Consider the following 15,691-nt stretch of genomic DNA (forward strand, 5'->3'; position numbering starts at 1 on the left):
GTTTGATATGTTTATTAATGGTTTTGGCATTGTATTTAAGATTAATGATTTTAGATTTCTGAACGAAAGATAAGTATAATTTTGATGTTCTTTGTTACAATATTTATACTCTTATCACAAAATGTTCTTTCTTTTGTTCCACTCTAAAAAAAACAATTCCCCATTGAAAAGTATCAATAGTTACAGTAACTTTCGGGTGCTGTTGAATTTTTTCCCAAGCTTCTTCCATTTCGATTGACCAATGAATATCATCAAAAATCCATACAGTTTCGTTGGTTATTGTTGGCAATAGTAACTCGAAATAATGAAGAGTGGCTTGTTTGGAATGATTGCCGTCAAAATAGATAAGCTGGAAGTTGGAAGCTGGAAGTTGGAAGTTTTTCAAGTAACTTGAAAATTCAGTATTTATGCATTCAATATTATTGAATGTTGTCCCGAAACTTCGGGATTGTAATTGCAATTGACATTGAGAAAGAGTATTTGGGCAACCTTCAAGTGAAGTTATTTTTGACGTTTTATTCCCAAGTGATAAAGCTGTTGTCGCCAATCCTAATGAAGTTCCGATTTCTAGAATGGTTGAAGGTTGAAAATAGTTAGTAATTCTGAATAATAATTCGGCTCGTTTCGAAGAAATGCCAGCGGTTTTGGCAATTTTGGCAATTTGTCTTTTGTTGCTTTTAAAAACCTTGGAACCGGCTCCAAAATCAGTTACTTCAATTAAGTTTTTATCTGCAAGAAGCGATTTCCGGAAGTTTTTTAGAACAGTATATTCAGGGTATTTTTTCTTATCATAAAAACATTTGGTCACCAAATTAAACACAAACGGCGAATGTACTCCGTGTTCGTTTTTGGAGTTCCAAAGGAAGTTTAAATATGATTTTATTATTTTTAACATTAAGGAATTAAGTTTTTTCATTGAGTTTAGTTAAGCTTAATGATTCTTATCTTGCTTAACTTCTTAATGTTTAATTTAACTTTCCATTTTTGAAGAAAGTTCAAACCAACGTTCTTCTTTCACTTCCATTTTTTTAATGATAGCTTCCAATTCTTTGGCTTTTGCCGTTATATCAGCATCAGCCACTTTACCTTCGGCGAATAAATTTTCTATTTGTTTTTTCTCGAATTCTAAATCCTTGATTTCGCGTTCAATTTTGTTGAACTCTTTTTGCTCATTAAAATTTAAACCTGTTGAAGCGTTATTATTTTGCTTCCAATTGACTTTTTCGGTTGAAACATTAGATAATCCTTTTGGCTCTGCCGAATCTTCATATGCTCTGAAATCAGAATAATTGCCTGGGAAATCTTCTATTTGTCCTTCACCTCTAAAGATGAACAAGTGATCCACAATCTTATCCATAAAATACCGGTCGTGTGACACAACAAGCAGACAACCTGGATAATCCAATAGGAAACTTTCCAGTACATTTAGCGTTACAATATCCAAGTCGTTTGTGGGTTCATCCAGAATTAAAAAGTTGGGATTTTGGATTAGAACCGTACACAAATACAAGCGTTTCAATTCGCCACCGCTCAGTTTTTCTACAAAATCATATTGTTTTTTAGCATCAAATAAAAAGCGTTCCAATAATTGAGAAGCAGAAATAATTTTTCCTTTCATTAGCGGAATGTATTCACCATATTCTTTAATGATATCTATCACTTTTTGTCCCGGTTTTGGATTGATACCGCTTTGGGTATAATAACCAACCTTAATCGTATCGCCAATCACTACTTTGCCAGAATCGGGAACAATAGTTTTGGTAAGTATATTTAAGAAAGTCGATTTTCCAGTACCGTTTTTACCAATAATCCCAATGCGTTCGCCACGTTGAAAGTCATAAGTAAAATTGTCTAGAATGACTTTGTCTTTAAATTTTTTATTGATTTTGTGAAGCTCAATAATTTTACTTCCCATGCGTTCCATATTGATTTCCAACTCAACAACATTCTCTTTTCTGCGACTCTCAGCAACGGCTTTTATTTGGTAAAAATCATCTTGCCTCGATTTTGATTTGGTGGTTCTGGCTTTGGGTTGGCGTCGCATCCAAGCCAATTCTTTTACAAAAAGGTTTTGCGCTTTATCAATAGTAGAGTTTTCCATAGCAATGCGCTCATCTTTCTTTTGTAAATAATAAGAGTAATTGCCTTTGTATTGGTAGAGTTTTCCGTTGTCGAGTTCGATGATTTCGTTACAAACTCGCTCTAAGAAAAATCTATCGTGCGTCACCATAAACAGTGTGATATTTTCTTTGGCAAAATAACTTTCCAACCATTCAATCATCTCCAAATCCAAGTGGTTTGTTGGTTCATCCAAGATTAATAAATCGGGACGATTAATAAGAATAATAGCCAAGGACAACCGTTTCTTTTGTCCACCTGAAAGCGATTTCACTTTCAGTTTTAAATCATCCAGTTTTAGTTTAGATAAAATTTGTTTGAATTGCGTTTCAAAATCCCATGCATTGTGGCGATCCATTTCATCAAAAGCCAATTGGTATTTTTCCTCTCCCGAAGTATCGGGATTGAGGTTTTCGAGCGCTTTTTCGTAGCGTTCAATTACGTGCAGAATTTCATTATCCGAAGCAAAAATACTTTCCTCAATTGTTAACTCCTCTTGCAAATTACTTTTTTGGGAAAGAAAAGCCATTTTCAACCCTTTTCGCAGTACTACTTGTCCGGTATCGGGTTCGTCTTCGCCATTAATGATGTTCATGATACAGGTTTTTCCCGAACCATTTTTGGCTATGAAGGCAATTTTTTGGTCTTTGTTGATGCCGAACGAAATGTTTTCAAACAACGTTCTTTCGCCAAAGGATTTTGATATATTTTCTACTGAAAGGTAATTCACAATGCTATATTTTTTGCAAAAGTAGATTATATTTGTCAAATGCAACTATCCGTAATCATCCTTAATTACAATGTGCGCTACTTTTTGGAGCTGTGTGTTTTGAGTGTGCAAAAAGCCATTCAAAACCTAGATGCCGAAATTATTGTCATCGATAATAATTCTTCTGATGACAGTTGTGCCATGATGAAACTGCGTTTTCCTAATATCAAATTGATTGAAAACAAAGAAAACCTTGGCTTCCCCAAAGGAAACAACATCGGAGTGAAAGAAGCCAAAGGCAAATTTATTTGTATTCTAAATCCCGACACAGTAGTGGCAGAAGATACATTTGAAAAGGTGCTGTCATTTGTGTCATCCCGAGCACGTCATCCCGAGCGCAGTCGAGGGACGAGTGACGATTTAGGCATAGTAGGTTGTAAATTGATTGATGGAACAGGAAACTTTCTTCCCGAAAGCAAACGAGGTGTTCCAACGCCTTGGGTTGCCTTCACAAAAATCTTCGGCTTGTATAAAATTTCAAATTTTTTTGGAAAATATTATGCCCAACATTTAACCGAAAACCAAACAGGTAAAGTGGATATTTTGGTTGGTGCTTTTATGGTCATGAAGCTCGAATTGTATAATGAACTAGGAGGTTTTGACGAAAATTGCTTTATGTATGCTGATGATATTGATTTGTCGTACAGAGCGTTATTACTGAAAAAACAGAATTATTATTTTCATGAAACGACCGTTATCCATTACAAAGGAGAATGCACAGTTAGAGATGAAACCTATATGAAACGCTTTCAGGAAGCCATGAATTTCTTTTATAAAAAACACTTCAATTATTCTTTTTTCTTTACTTTTTTTATGAAAATCGGAAGTTTTGTTTTCAGTTTATTTAAAAAAAATCAACAGAAAAATTCAGCCATTTCTATTGATGAAACTATTTTATTTTCAAAAGAAATAATCGAATTGTATTCGTTTAAAAAGGTAACAAATTTAAATAGTTTAGAAGAGTTTAAAGTAAAACAGCAGTGTTCTTACCAACTTATTTTTGATATAAATTCATTTAGTTTTTTGGAAATCATGCAAGTAATGCAAAAGTGGAAAGCCAAAAACATCACTTTTAAAATGTATGTATCACAAAATAAATATGTGATTGGTAGCAACAGCGCAAACGATATAGGAGAAATTATAAATTTATCAAAAATTGCATAATTCTTAGTGTTTGCTCAAAACAATTAGTATTTTTGCAAACCAAATAATGAAACACAACTTTAGTTTACACATATGGCAAAGTTTGAATTGAAATTACCTAAAATGGGTGAAAGCGTGGCGGAAGCAACTATTACAAATTGGCTTAAAAACATTGGCGATTCTATTGCTATAGACGAAGCCGTTCTGGAAATTGCTACCGACAAAGTGGATAGTGAAGTGCCAAGCGAAGTTTCGGGGATTTTGATAGAACAATTATTTGGTAAGGATGATGTGGTGAAAGTGGGTCAAACGATTGCCATTATTGAAACGGAAGGAGTTGCCACAGAACTTCCACAATCAGCAACAGTTGTCAAACCGAGCGAAGTCGAGGTGCAAAAAATTATAGAAACAGCCCAAGCTACTGTTGCACCAGCCGATTTTAAGACATCAGATAAATTTTATTCACCATTAGTAAAAAATATCGCTACGGCAGAAGGTATTTCTATTTCGGAATTGGAAAGTATTATTGGTACAGGAAAAGACGGAAGAGTTACTAAAGAAGATATTTTGAAATTTGTTGGAAGCAGGAAGTTGGAAGCAGGAAGTCAACCCGCAACCCGCAACCCGCAGCCCGTAACCTTTAACTCGCAACCCGAAACCTTTAACCCGCAACTCGAAACCCGCAACCCACAACCTATATCTCTAAATGGCGGTGATGAAATCATTGAAATGGACAGAATGCGCAAGCTCATTTCGGGTTATATGGTCGCTTCGGTGCAAACGTCTGCTCACGTACAATCGTTTATTGAAGTGGATGTGACCAATATTGTAAAATGGAGAGATCGAGTGAAAGTGGCATTTGAAAAACGCGAAGGCGAAAAACTAACGTTCACACCCATTTTTATGGAAGCGGTAGCCAAAGCCATAAAAGATTTCCCGGGTATGAACATTTCGGTAGATGGCGATTATATTATCAAAAAGAAAAATATCAATCTTGGTATGGCGGCAGCTTTACCCAACGGAAATTTAATTGTGCCGGTTATTAAAAATGCCGACCAACTCAACCTCGTTGGCATGGCAAAAGCCGTGAACGATTTAGGTAACCGTGCCAAAGCAGGCAAACTAAAACCAGACGATACGCAAGGCGGAACGTATACAGTAACAAACGTTGGAACTTTTGGTTCTGTATTTGGAACACCCATTATCAACCAACCACAAGTGGGGATTTTAGCCCTTGGCGCTATAAGAAAAGTACCAGCGGTTATTGAAACTCCCGATGGTGACTTTATTGGCATCCGTCAAAAAATGTTTTTATCCCACAGCTATGACCACAGAGTTGTAGATGGTGCACTTGGCGGAAGCTTTGTAAAACGTGTTGCCGATTATTTAGAAGCTTTTGATGTGAATAGGGAGTATTAAACAATAAATAACCATAAATTAATCCCGTTTGCAAAAGCGGGTTTTTTATGTAAAAAAAATATAAAATCGACTATTGGTAACCGCAATATTTTATATTTGTCCACTTAACATTTTACAATGGAATTAAAATTAAACAGACCTATTTGCTTTTTTGATTTGGAAACTACAGGTATTGATGTGGCCAAAGATAGAATTGTGGAAATCTCAATTTTTAAAGTCTATCCTAATGGGAATAAAGAAAGCAAAACTTGGTTGGTGAATCCTACCATTCCAATTCCAGCATTTGCTACAGCCGTTCACGGAATCACGAATGAAAAAGTAGCCAATGAACCAACATTTGCAGCGCTTTCAGGACAAATTCACAACATGATTAAAGATTCGGATTTGGCTGGATTTAATTCCGATAGATTTGATATACCGCTTTTGGCCGAAGAATTATTGCGTGCCGAAGTTGATTTTGATATGAAAAACCGAGTGGCTATTGATGTTCAAACTATTTTCCATAAAAAAGAAGAAAGAACATTGAGTGCTGCGTACAAATTTTATTGCAATCAAAGTTTAGAAAACGCCCATTCTGCCGAAGCTGATACCATGGCAACCTATGAAATCTTGAAAGCACAACTAGATAGATATGAGGATTTAGAAAATAACATGAAGTCACTTTCTGAATTCACCACTCGAAAAAAATCAGTTGATTTTGCAGGATTTATTGCTTTGAATGATAATGGAAAAGAAATTTTCACCTTTGGCAAACACAAAAATGCTTTGGTTGACGATGTCTTAGACAAAGAACCAGGTTATTTTAGTTGGATTCAAAATGCCGAATTTCCCTTATATACCAAGAAAGTTTTGACAGGAATTAAGTTGAGAAAGTTAAACACAAAAAGTTAGAAGCGGGAAGTCAGAAGTAGGAAGATTTTACCTCCATCTTCCATCTCCCAACTTCCAACCAAAAATTATGAAAATCATCTGCATCGGAAGAAATTACGTCAATCACATTGCTGAGCTTAACAATGAGCGACCGGATGAACCTGTAATTTTCTTAAAACCAGATACAGCAATTTTACCTAAGAAAACACCATTTGTGATACCCGAATTCAGTAATGAAATTCATCATGAAATTGAGATTTTGGTTAAAATAAACAAAGTTGGAAAATATATTGACACCAAATTTGCGCACAAGTATTATGACGAAATAGGATTAGGCATCGATTTTACCGCACGAGACATACAAAATAACCTTAAAGAAAAAGGATTACCTTGGGAAAAAGCCAAAGCATTTGACGGTTCTGCAATTATTGGTGACTTTTTTCCAAAAAATAATTTTATTTCGATGGAAAATATTACTTTTGAATTAACCAATAACGGTAAAACCGTTCAAAAGGGAAATACAAGCCACATGTTGTGGAAAATAGATGAAATTGTTTCCTATGTTTCGCAATATTTTACCTTAAAAAAAGGAGATATTATTTTTACAGGAACACCCGAAGGCGTTGCCAAAGTTAATCCAAACGATTATCTAGAAGGATTTATAGAAAATAAAAGAGTATTAAGATTACATATAAAATAATGGCAATAAACTACAACCTCGCAAAAGTATACGCACTTTCAGACAATGATCCTGAGTTCGTAATGCAAATTATCACTCTTTTTGTAACGGAACTTCCCGAAGATGTGAAACAAATAGATTTAGGTATCAAGACAAAAGATCATAAGCTAGCATATTCTTATGCTCACAAAATAAAACCAAGTCTCGATTTATTGGGAATGACTGTAGCGCATCAAGAAATTCTTGAAGTAGAAGCGTGGACTAAAGCAGAAGGAAAACGTAAAGAAATTGTTGATACGTTTGAAAGTGTGAAAAGTCAAATAGATAAAGCTGTAAAAGAAATCAAAAAAGATTTCGATTTGTAAAAATTAGGAGCAAATGGCTCGGGCATTTTTGGTTTCCATTTTCCCGTTTTCGTTTCAACCTGCTTGCCGGTAGGCAGGTCTTTTTTGTTTTGTCACCCTGAGCGCAGTCGAAGGGCTTTTCTGCAAAACAAAAAAGGATTTCCACTACACTCGGGGCTAAACGAGTTTCCATTTCTATATTTGTAATCAAAAAAATCAATTTCAATTTCAATTTCAATTTCAAAATCAATTCCAAACTAAAAAATCTAATATCTAAATTCCTTTGAAAGCAACCATAGTTACAATCGGTGATGAAATCCTAATCGGGCAAATTGTAGATACTAACTCGGGGTACATTGCTAAAGCATTGGATAAAATTGGTGTTCAAACCCACGAAATGATTTCCATTTCTGACGATAAAAAACACATAATAGATACTTTTGTTTCATTACAAGACAAAGTTGATTTGGTTATTATTACAGGTGGTTTAGGTCCAACAAAAGACGATATTACCAAACATACTTTCTGCGAATATTTTGAAGATGTTTTTATCAGAAATCAACAAGTGGAAGACCATATTGTAGCATTGTTTGTCAAGCTGAATTTCAATCCAACACAAGTGAATAAAGACCAAGCGCTTTTGCCTTCAAAAGCACAAGTTCTCATGAATAATTACGGAACTGCTGCTGGTATGTGGATGCAAAAAGGCAAAACGGTTTTTGTATCAATGCCCGGAGTTCCTTATGAAATGAAAGGTATCGTAAACGAGCAACTTATTCCAAAAATAGTTAAAGAATACAAGCGTCCTTATATCATTCATAAAACGATTTTAACCTACGGACAAGGAGAAAGCATGGTTGCTGAGCGAATAGAAGATTGGGAAAATAATCTTCCAGCGTTTATTAAATTAGCTTATTTGCCTAGCCCAGGAAGAGTGCGTTTGAGATTAACCGCTCGTGGGGTAAACAAAGAAATACTAGAAAAATCCATTCAACAAAATGTGCATTCACTAACTAAATTGATTGGCGATATTATTGTTGGTTTTGATGAAGATGAGACCATTGAATTGGTTGTTGGAAGATTGCTTACACAACAAGGAAAAACCATTTCCACTGCCGAAAGTTGTACAGGTGGAAAAATTGCTCAAATGTTGACATCAGTTTCCGGAGCTTCACATTATTTTAGAGGAAGTGTAGTGAGTTATGCTACCGATACCAAAGTTACTGTACTTGGCGTGTCACAAACAACAATTGAGGAGTATTCGGTAGTGAGTGCAGAAGTAGCAAAGGAAATGGCAATAGGAATTCAAAAAATAATGAAAACCGATTATGCAATTGCCACAACAGGCAATGCAGGACCTAGTAAAGAAGAGGGTAAATCAGAAATAGGAACAGTTTTTATTGCTCTAGCAACACCAAAAAATATATTTGTTGAAGAATTTAATTTTGGCCAACCTCGTGAAAAAGTGATCGATAGAACAGCAAATAAAGCAATGGAACTATTGCAGAAAGAAATTTTGAAAAATGTGCAATAATTTTTTTGTTACTACAATAAATTTTCATTAAGTTTGCACCCTCGAATTGAATAACGATAAAAGAAAACATAATGTCAAGAGTTTGTGACCTTACAGGTAAAAGAGCGATGGTAGGAAATAATGTTTCTCACGCTATGAACAAAACTAAGAGAAAATTTTCTGTGAACTTAGTTAAAAAACGTTTCTATCTTGCTGAAGAAGACAGATGGATTACGTTAAGAGTAGCAGCGTCTACAATTAAAACAATCAATAAAAATGGATTGGCTGCTGTTTTGAAAAAAGCAAAAGTTGAAGGATTTATTAAATAATCTGGTTCAGTAAAAATAAAGTAAGATGGCAAAGAAAGGTAATAGAATACAAGTTATTTTAGAGTGTACTGAGCACAAAGGAACTGGTCTTCCTGGAACTTCTCGATACATTACAAACAAAAACAAAAAAAATACTCCAGACAGATTAGAGATTAAAAAATTTAATCCAATCTTAAAGAGAATGACTGTTCATAAAGAAATTAAATAATTAAAGATTTTAATAAAATCTCAAATGGTAGCATTAGAGATTATTAAAATTCAAATAACAACAATTAGTCATGGCAAAAAAGACCGTAGCATCGTTACAAACAGCTTCTAAAAGATTAACCAAAGCAATTAAAATGGTTAGATCACCAAAAACAGGCGCCTATACTTTTCAAGAAAGTATTATGACACCAGAAGAAGTTGATAGCTTCTTTAACAAGAAATAATTCAATAAACTCTATATATCAAAGCTACTTTCAATCGGAAGTAGCTTTTTTATTTTATATTTGTTCAAATTTTAACCCTATCAAGGTATAAATCGTAATTAAAATGAGTTTTTTCAAAAGAATATTTTCATCCGAGAAAAAGGGGGCTTTAGATAAAGGTTTAGAACAGACTAAGACATCTTTTTTATCTAAGCTCACTAAAGCTGTAGCAGGAAAATCTAAAGTTGACGATGAGGTTTTAGATAACCTAGAAGAAGTTTTAGTTTCATCCGATGTAGGAGTGAATACTACTTTAAAAATAATTGAAAGAATTGAAGAAAGAGTTTCAAAAGACAAATATCTTGGCACTGACGAATTAAATCTAATTCTCCGTGAAGAAATTGCCGGTTTACTCTCTGAAACCAAGTCTGGTGAAGACACAGAGTTTACCATCCCAAGCAATAAAAAGCCATATGTAATAATGGTTGTGGGAGTAAATGGCGTTGGAAAAACGACCACGATTGGTAAGTTAGCACACCAATTTAATAAAGCCGGTTATAAAGTAGTACTTGGTGCAGCTGATACTTTTCGTGCTGCAGCGATAGATCAATTGCAAATTTGGGCAGATAGAGTGGGTGTTCCTTTGGTAAAACAGCAAATGGGAAGTGATCCAGCTTCAGTGGCTTTTGACACCTTACAAAGTGCTGTTACTCAAAATGCCGATGTGGTTATTATTGATACAGCTGGACGTTTGCACAACAAAGTAAATTTGATGGCTGAGTTAACTAAAGTAAAACGCGTCATGCAAAAAGTAGTTGATGATGCTCCTCACGATGTGATGTTGGTTTTGGATGGTTCAACAGGTCAAAATGCTTTTGAACAAGCTAAGCAATTTACAGCTGCTACAGAAGTGTCTTGTCTTGCCGTTACTAAGCTAGACGGCACTGCAAAAGGCGGTGTAGTCATAGGTATTTCAGACCAATTTCAAATCCCGGTGAAATATATTGGAGTGGGAGAAGGTATTGAAGATTTGCAAGTTTTTAATAAATATGAATTCGTTGATTCTTTTTTTAAATAAAATACATTCATTTTTTAGAAACAAATAAATTATTAAATAAAAAATATTATGAAAAATTATTATTGCTTCGCTTTTTTATTGACCTCAATTTTTGTTTTTTCTCAAAAAACTTTTTCTCCAGGATATTATATAGACCAATCCAATATAAGAAATGAAGGTTTCATTGAGGATACAAATCCTTATAATAGCCCGACTAAAATAAATTTTAAAACTTCAGTTGATACCCAAAGTTCAGAGATTACTATTGAGAAAATTAAAGAGTATAAAATAAATACTGATTATAAATATATTAAATATAAAGTTGATTATGATTATGATCAAATTATAAACAAGGATGAATTGTCGATTTTTGGTGTAGAACCAAATTTAAAACAAAAAGAGATTTTACTCAAAGTTTTAGTTGAAGGGAGGATTAATCTTTACTCTGCTATTGTTGATGACGCAATCTTTTTTTATATGAAAGATGAAAATGATCAAGAGCCAATTTTATTGGTACACAGAAAATATAATCTACAAAACAGAATCATAGAAAATAATGCTTTTAGAAAGGCAATATATGAAAAAATGAAGTCAGAAGAATATATGCTGAAAGATTTTTTGACTATCAATTATAATAAAAAGGAATTAGAAGCTCTTTTTAAAAATTTTAATCAAGGAGTTGGTAACTTTATTGAACAAAATGTAGATATAAAACGAGAACAAAATAAATTTTATTACAAAGTTTTTGCTGGAATAAGTTCTTTTAGTACAACATATTCTTACAATGGTGCAAATGATTTAAAAGCTAAAAATAATTTTTCAAATCCAATTTTTGGTTTTGAGTTATCAACTGTATTCGGAAGAAATTCAAAACGATCTGAAGTATTTACTAAACTATTTTATCAAAAAGTATCAATTGTGTCGAGTCATAATTCGTCTCTTGGCAATAACTATATCCTTGATTTGACAATGAACTCAGATTTTAGTTCGTTAAACTTTATTGGAGGATATAGATATGCTTTGATTAGAATAGGAAGAAATCAATTATTTATTGATGGTTCTCTCGGTATTTCAACAATCATTGATGGTGACTTTGATTTAGATTATAAATTAATTTACACGGGTTTAGATAACGATTCGATAAGTATTCAAAATTATACTTATAATGAATATAATTTAACTTTTTTATTTAATGTTGGGATTGGATATAAAATAAATAATAGATATGCGATTAACTTGGAGTACTCTACACCAAAAAATTATTTGACCCAATATATTTCATTATCAAGTGGTGGTTTTTCGAACTTAAACTTAATTTTCACTTACACAATAAACAAATAAAAGTATGAAAAGAGTAATAGGATTTTTTACAGATTCCTCTCCATTAAAGCTAATACTAATAAGTATCGTTATTGTAGTAATAAGCTATTTCATTGAAAAACCATTACCGAATATTTTTATGGGATTGCGTCTTATCGCTTTCATATTATTTGTTTACGGTGCTATTCGTTTTTTAAATAGAAAATAATTATTGGTATAAAGCGTTTATTTTTGTCCACAATTCATTGTCAAACGCTGTAAGAGCTGGACTTGAAGAGTCAGCAGCATTTCCCATTCGTATGACAACCATTTTTTTACTTGGAATAACATACACTTTTTGATCATCTTTGCCTAATCCACAAAACATATCATCTGGAGCATTAGGAATAAAATCAATAGGAAATACAGTTTGAAGTGTTGGAACCATACAACTTCCTTTACCATTTAACCACCACAAAAAGCCATAGGATAAATTGATATTCTGAGAAGTAGTTGTAGCTTGGTCAAAATAATTTTCATTGAGTATTTGTTGTCCATTCCACTTCCCTTTATTCAAAGTCCATAAACCAAAACGTGCCATGCTCCTAGAATTACTCCAGTAAACAATATTATAAGGACTTCCAGTGCCTGTTATCCAACTTCCGTTCATTCCAATTTTAGATTTGATTTTTTCAGTAAAATAACTATTTACATCTTCATTATATGAGGTAGGAATTGCTTTTCCAATTACTTTGTGAAGCAATGTATAAGCCGCATTGTGATAAGCCCATCTATTTCCAGCATCTGCTTTATATAGTAAACAACTGGGTAAAGTACAGTCATCGTCAGCTACTCCATCATCAAGACCTGATGTCATGGTTAACTGATTTTTAACCGTAATTAAATTTTCTTTTGCAATAGGAAGACTTGTCCAACCTGTTCCAAGATAATCAGATACTTTATTATTAATATTCAAATAACCATCTTGTTGTGCTATTCCTGCCATAAAAGAGGTCATCGACTTACCAGCACTTGCCCAATACCATGGAGTTGTTGCCGAATGTCCGTTGAAATAATTTTCCATCACTATTCTTCCATTAACTAAAATGATAAATGACTTGGTGTTTTTTTGCTCTAAATAAGTTAAAAGCGGTTGAACCGCATTTTGGTTCCATCCCAAATCTGCAATAGTCTTTGTTTCCCAAGTGGTGCTTCCATCATTGGGTGGAAAATACATTTGTTCTTCGGCTGGTGAATCTGAACTGCAACTAAAAAGAGAAACGGCGAATAGCGAAAGAAGGAATATTTTTTTCATAACAGTATTTTTTGTCATAGGACTATAAATGTATAAAATAGTTTAATGTTGATAACATTAATTTCATTTCGCATGACTTTATTGACTTAAAAAATTAAATTTGTGAAATAAGAAAAATTCATGTCAACGTTAGGTTCATTAGCTATAAATACCATTCATCAAGGCGATTGTGTTGCTTTGTTAAAACAAATTCCAGATAATTCAGTCGATTTAATTTTTGCTGATCCGCCTTATAATTTGCAACTCAATGGTGAATTGACCAGACCTAATCAAACGAAAGTGGATGCAGTGAACGATGAATGGGACAAGTTTGCAAGCATTGAAATTTATGACACCTTTACTAATGATTGGCTTAGTGAATGCCGTAGAGTGTTGAAAAGTACTGGAAGTATTTGGGTTATTGGAACCTATCATAATATTTTTAGAGTAGGTGCTTCGTTACAGGATTTAGGGTTTTGGATGCTGAATGACGTGGTTTGGATAAAGTCTAATCCGATGCCAAATTTCAAAGGAACACGTTTTAATAATGCTCATGAAACCATGCTTTGGGCAACCAAATCGGAGAAATCAAAATACACTTTTCATTATCATTCTATGAAAACCATGAATGATGATTTGCAGATGAGAAGCGATTGGTTCATCCCAATTTGTCAAGGCGAAGAACGTATTAAAGTGAACGGACAAAAAGCACATTCTACTCAAAAGCCCGAAGAATTATTGTATCGCGTGATTTTATCCACTTCCAATGTTGGCGATGTCGTGCTCGACCCATTTTCGGGAAGTGGAACGACGGCTGCGGTGGCTAAGAAACTGGGGAGAAATTTTATTGCTTTCGAAAGAGAACCATTTTATATCTATGTGGCCAATAATCGATTGAAGGAAATAGTTCCTTTAAAGGATAATTTGTTGGAATATAAAGTGGAAATCAAAAAACCAAAAGTACCTTTCATCAATTTGATTGACAAAGGATTTATAAAGGTTGGCGATTTTCTTTTTTCAAAAGACGAGAAACACAAAGCTCAAATTCAAGCCGATTCATCCATTGAAATCAACGGTTTTGTAGGTTCAATTCATAAAGTGAGTGCACAGCTTTTAGGAAAAGAAAGCAACAATGGTTGGACGTTTTGGTATGTAAAACACAATAGTAAATTAGTTTCTATTGATGATTTTAGAGAAGAGTTTGCCAAACAATATTTAAAGTAAAATGAAAAAGTTAGGAATATTATTTATCAGCATCGTATTAATTTCTTGTCAATCTGATGTAAAGAAAGAAGACTTGAACAAACTCAACGGTTATTGGGAAATCAAGCAAGTCAAACTAGCCGATGGAGAAAAAAAAGATTATAAAGTCAATGAAACGATTGATTATTTTGAACTAAAAGACAATGCAGGTTTTCGTCAAAAAGTAATGCCTCAGTTTGATGGAAAATTTAGGACCAATGGCATCAAAGAAAACATCAAGATAGTGGAAAAAGAAAATAATTTTGTCATAGAATATAATACTAACTATGGCAAATGGCTAGAAGAAATTATTGAATTGGCCGACTCTACGTTGGTATTAAAAAATAAAGACAATTTAGAGTACACCTATAAAAAATTTAAACCTTTCTCCTTCAAATAATGGCAAAAAGACAAAGCAACGAAAGTCCAATTGGAGATGTTTTAAAAGAGTTTATCCAAGTAAATAAACTCCAAGTCGGTATGGATAAAATCGATGTGGAAGCCGCTTGGAAATCCTTAATGGGCAATGGTGTCAACAGTTATACGAAAGAAGTCGTGTTAAAAGGTTCGACGCTTTATGTGTCGCTAACCTCTGCTGTGTTGCGTGAAGAGTTGAGTTATGGAAAACAAAAAATTATCACTATGATTAATGAAGAATTGCGGAAAGAAGTGGTTACCGTATTAATTCTCCGTTAAGTATTTATCTCTAAATCTTTGATATACTCTTCGTATTCGAAAAAGAAAAGTTCAAATTGTGCCATCGTTTCGTGGAAGAAATCAAAAATGGCAGGCCAATACCTTCTGTTATTTAAACTTACGTCTAGTTTTTCGACCCAAATTCTACTAATTACCTTCCCTGTTTCTAGATAAAAGTTGCGTTCCAAAATGGCTTCGGGTAAATAATCTTCCAATAAAATAGTCCTTAGCGATTCAATTTTTTCAAAGTAAATTTTTCGCTTTTCTTCGTCATTCGGTTCAATGTCTAAAAGCACTTGTGCCTTTTTGTTGTCAATGAAGAATTTGAAAGTAACATCTTTTATTTTAGTGTCATAAAGCAACCATTTTCTTGGATAGGTTTCAGCAAAAGCAGTCCAAAATTCTTTTTTGATGTGTAATGCTTCTTCTTTGCTGTACATTTTATTGGTGTAAAAATTGGATTGCTTTAATTTTTTAAGGTAACTTTATATTTTAAAACTAATATATGC

18 protein-coding genes are annotated in these 15,691 nt (G+C 33.5%); 14 read left to right on the forward strand and 4 right to left on the reverse strand.

Annotation, left to right across the window (positions count from 1 at the left end):
- Positions 1 to 103: 103 nt before the first annotated feature.
- Both ACK5ON_RS07735 and ACK5ON_RS07740 read right to left on the reverse strand, forming a co-directional pair.
- Positions 104 to 895, reverse strand: a complete 792-nt coding sequence (locus tag ACK5ON_RS07735; RefSeq protein WP_409821434.1) for an O-methyltransferase — start codon at positions 893 to 895, stop codon at positions 104 to 106.
- A gap of 75 nt (positions 896 to 970) precedes the next feature.
- Positions 971 to 2,848, reverse strand: coding sequence for an ABC-F family ATP-binding cassette domain-containing protein (locus ACK5ON_RS07740; RefSeq protein ID WP_409821412.1), 1,878 nt, complete (start codon positions 2,846 to 2,848; stop codon positions 971 to 973).
- 39 nt (positions 2,849 to 2,887) lie between these two features.
- Here ACK5ON_RS07740 and ACK5ON_RS07745 point away from each other — a divergent pair, with 39 nt between their 5' ends.
- The 11 genes from ACK5ON_RS07745 (at position 2,888) to ACK5ON_RS07795 (ending at position 11,992) form a co-directional block, all read left to right on the forward strand.
- On the forward strand, positions 2,888 to 4,051 hold the full coding sequence (locus ACK5ON_RS07745; protein WP_409821414.1) for a glycosyltransferase family 2 protein: 1,164 nt from the start codon (positions 2,888 to 2,890) through the stop codon (positions 4,049 to 4,051).
- A 72-nt stretch (positions 4,052 to 4,123) separates the two neighbouring features.
- Positions 4,124 to 5,449: a dihydrolipoamide acetyltransferase family protein gene (locus ACK5ON_RS07750; protein ID WP_409821415.1), complete on the forward strand. Its 1,326-nt coding sequence runs from the start codon at positions 4,124 to 4,126 to the stop codon at positions 5,447 to 5,449.
- Positions 5,450 to 5,566: 117 nt separating this feature from the next.
- Entirely contained in the window at positions 5,567 to 6,340 is a 774-nt protein-coding gene (locus ACK5ON_RS07755; protein WP_396175030.1) for an exonuclease domain-containing protein, read from the forward strand.
- Between the two features lie 67 nt (positions 6,341 to 6,407).
- Entirely contained in the window at positions 6,408 to 7,019 is a 612-nt protein-coding gene (locus ACK5ON_RS07760) for a fumarylacetoacetate hydrolase family protein (RefSeq protein WP_396175032.1), read from the forward strand.
- Complete coding sequence (locus ACK5ON_RS07765; protein WP_396175034.1) at positions 7,019 to 7,363, forward strand: Hpt domain-containing protein; 345 nt, start codon at positions 7,019 to 7,021, stop codon at positions 7,361 to 7,363. Before ACK5ON_RS07760 ends, ACK5ON_RS07765 begins: the two co-directional genes overlap by 1 nt.
- A gap of 262 nt (positions 7,364 to 7,625) precedes the next feature.
- Positions 7,626 to 8,876 carry a CinA family nicotinamide mononucleotide deamidase-related protein gene (locus tag ACK5ON_RS07770; protein ID WP_409821418.1) on the forward strand — a complete coding sequence of 417 codons (1,251 nt, stop codon included), beginning with the start codon at positions 7,626 to 7,628 and terminating at the stop codon, positions 8,874 to 8,876.
- A gap of 71 nt (positions 8,877 to 8,947) precedes the next feature.
- Complete coding sequence (rpmB, locus tag ACK5ON_RS07775) at positions 8,948 to 9,184, forward strand: 50S ribosomal protein L28 (RefSeq protein WP_121313180.1); 237 nt, start codon at positions 8,948 to 8,950, stop codon at positions 9,182 to 9,184.
- A gap of 25 nt (positions 9,185 to 9,209) precedes the next feature.
- Positions 9,210 to 9,392 (forward strand): 50S ribosomal protein L33, encoded by a 183-nt coding sequence (gene rpmG / locus ACK5ON_RS07780; RefSeq protein ID WP_035126304.1) that lies wholly within the window; start codon positions 9,210 to 9,212, stop codon positions 9,390 to 9,392.
- A 70-nt stretch (positions 9,393 to 9,462) separates the two neighbouring features.
- A complete protein-coding gene (locus tag ACK5ON_RS07785; RefSeq protein WP_409821420.1) occupies positions 9,463 to 9,615 on the forward strand; it encodes a DUF4295 domain-containing protein in 153 nt (50 codons plus the stop codon).
- A 103-nt stretch (positions 9,616 to 9,718) separates the two neighbouring features.
- Entirely contained in the window at positions 9,719 to 10,672 is a 954-nt protein-coding gene (gene ftsY / locus ACK5ON_RS07790) for a signal recognition particle-docking protein FtsY (RefSeq protein WP_409821422.1), read from the forward strand.
- A gap of 48 nt (positions 10,673 to 10,720) precedes the next feature.
- Positions 10,721 to 11,992, forward strand: coding sequence for a hypothetical protein (locus ACK5ON_RS07795; protein WP_409821424.1), 1,272 nt, complete (start codon positions 10,721 to 10,723; stop codon positions 11,990 to 11,992).
- Between the two features lie 187 nt (positions 11,993 to 12,179).
- Here ACK5ON_RS07795 and ACK5ON_RS07800 read toward each other — a convergent pair whose 3' ends face one another.
- Positions 12,180 to 13,265 carry a serine hydrolase domain-containing protein gene (locus ACK5ON_RS07800; RefSeq protein WP_409821426.1) on the reverse strand — a complete coding sequence of 362 codons (1,086 nt, stop codon included), beginning with the start codon at positions 13,263 to 13,265 and terminating at the stop codon, positions 12,180 to 12,182.
- A gap of 120 nt (positions 13,266 to 13,385) precedes the next feature.
- On the opposite strand from ACK5ON_RS07800, the gene ACK5ON_RS07805 reads away from it, so the two are divergent.
- From ACK5ON_RS07805 to ACK5ON_RS07815, 3 genes are read left to right on the forward strand one after another with little or no spacing between them, the layout of a single operon-like run.
- Positions 13,386 to 14,468 (forward strand): site-specific DNA-methyltransferase, encoded by a 1,083-nt coding sequence (locus tag ACK5ON_RS07805; protein ID WP_409821428.1) that lies wholly within the window; start codon positions 13,386 to 13,388, stop codon positions 14,466 to 14,468.
- A 1-nt stretch (position 14,469) separates the two neighbouring features.
- Positions 14,470 to 14,886 (forward strand): lipocalin family protein, encoded by a 417-nt coding sequence (locus tag ACK5ON_RS07810; protein ID WP_409821429.1) that lies wholly within the window; start codon positions 14,470 to 14,472, stop codon positions 14,884 to 14,886.
- Positions 14,886 to 15,182, forward strand: a complete 297-nt coding sequence (locus ACK5ON_RS07815) for a DUF721 domain-containing protein (protein ID WP_409821431.1) — start codon at positions 14,886 to 14,888, stop codon at positions 15,180 to 15,182. Before ACK5ON_RS07810 ends, ACK5ON_RS07815 begins: the two co-directional genes overlap by 1 nt.
- On the opposite strand, the gene ACK5ON_RS07820 is transcribed toward ACK5ON_RS07815, so the two are convergent.
- The gene (locus ACK5ON_RS07820; protein ID WP_409821432.1) at positions 15,179 to 15,622 is read right to left on the reverse strand and encodes a DUF4268 domain-containing protein; all 444 of its coding nucleotides are present in this window, start codon (positions 15,620 to 15,622) and stop codon (positions 15,179 to 15,181) included. The genes ACK5ON_RS07815 and ACK5ON_RS07820 overlap by 4 nt on opposite strands.
- Positions 15,623 to 15,691 lie beyond the last annotated feature (69 nt).

The organism is Flavobacterium sp. (assembly GCF_046317795.1).
Lineage (GTDB): Bacteria > Bacteroidota > Bacteroidia > Flavobacteriales > Flavobacteriaceae > Flavobacterium.